Genomic DNA, 530 nt, shown 5'->3' with positions numbered 1-530 from the left:
CAACGGTTCGATGCAAGTCGTAGCCAGCGGGCTTCCTTGTCGAGTTTCCTGCGAAATGCCAGCAACGAAAAGGGTGACGCCACCTACCGTGCAGATTAAGATTACGCGCTTTTTTTCGAAATTATGGGCGACAGCCTGCGGCTGACGTCTCGAGGAACTCTAAATGGTATTTTTTCCGGTATTTCTTTCGGTTGTTTTCGTCGTTCGCAACCAATCAAACCATCTTGGAAGTATCCTGGCAGACGCAGTCGAACGGATGTCGACACTGGTAAGTGACTATGAACTAATTGTTGTCGACAACGCGTCTGACGATGACAGCATATCCATATTAAAAAGTCTGACTGCTGAAAATGGCCTGCCAAACTTGCAAGTTTATGCCTTGACTAAAGAAGTCGATGCCGACACCGCATCGTGGGCAGGTCTGGAGAATGCCCTGGGTGATTTCGTCGCGGTGATAGACCCACTCGTTGATGACATCGCTTTTCTACCTGAAATGCTCGACAAAGCGGTCAGCGGTGCAGACGTGGTTT

At 49.2% G+C, this 530-nt stretch carries 1 protein-coding gene; it reads left to right on the top strand.

The annotated features are described in order from the left end of the window. Positions 1–163 precede the first annotated feature (163 nt). Positions 164–530, top strand: a 367-nt coding sequence (locus tag HT737_RS30555) for a glycosyltransferase (RefSeq protein ID WP_182404687.1), incomplete at its 3' end; no start/stop codon positions are given.

Origin of the sequence: Pseudomonas sp. MD195_PC81_125, assembly GCF_014060985.1 — a bacterium.
GTDB classification, from domain to species: domain Bacteria; phylum Pseudomonadota; class Gammaproteobacteria; order Pseudomonadales; family Pseudomonadaceae; genus Aquipseudomonas; species Aquipseudomonas parakoreensis.
The sequence above is the reverse complement of the archived record's forward strand: the minus strand, read 5'-3'. Positions and strand labels throughout refer to the sequence as shown.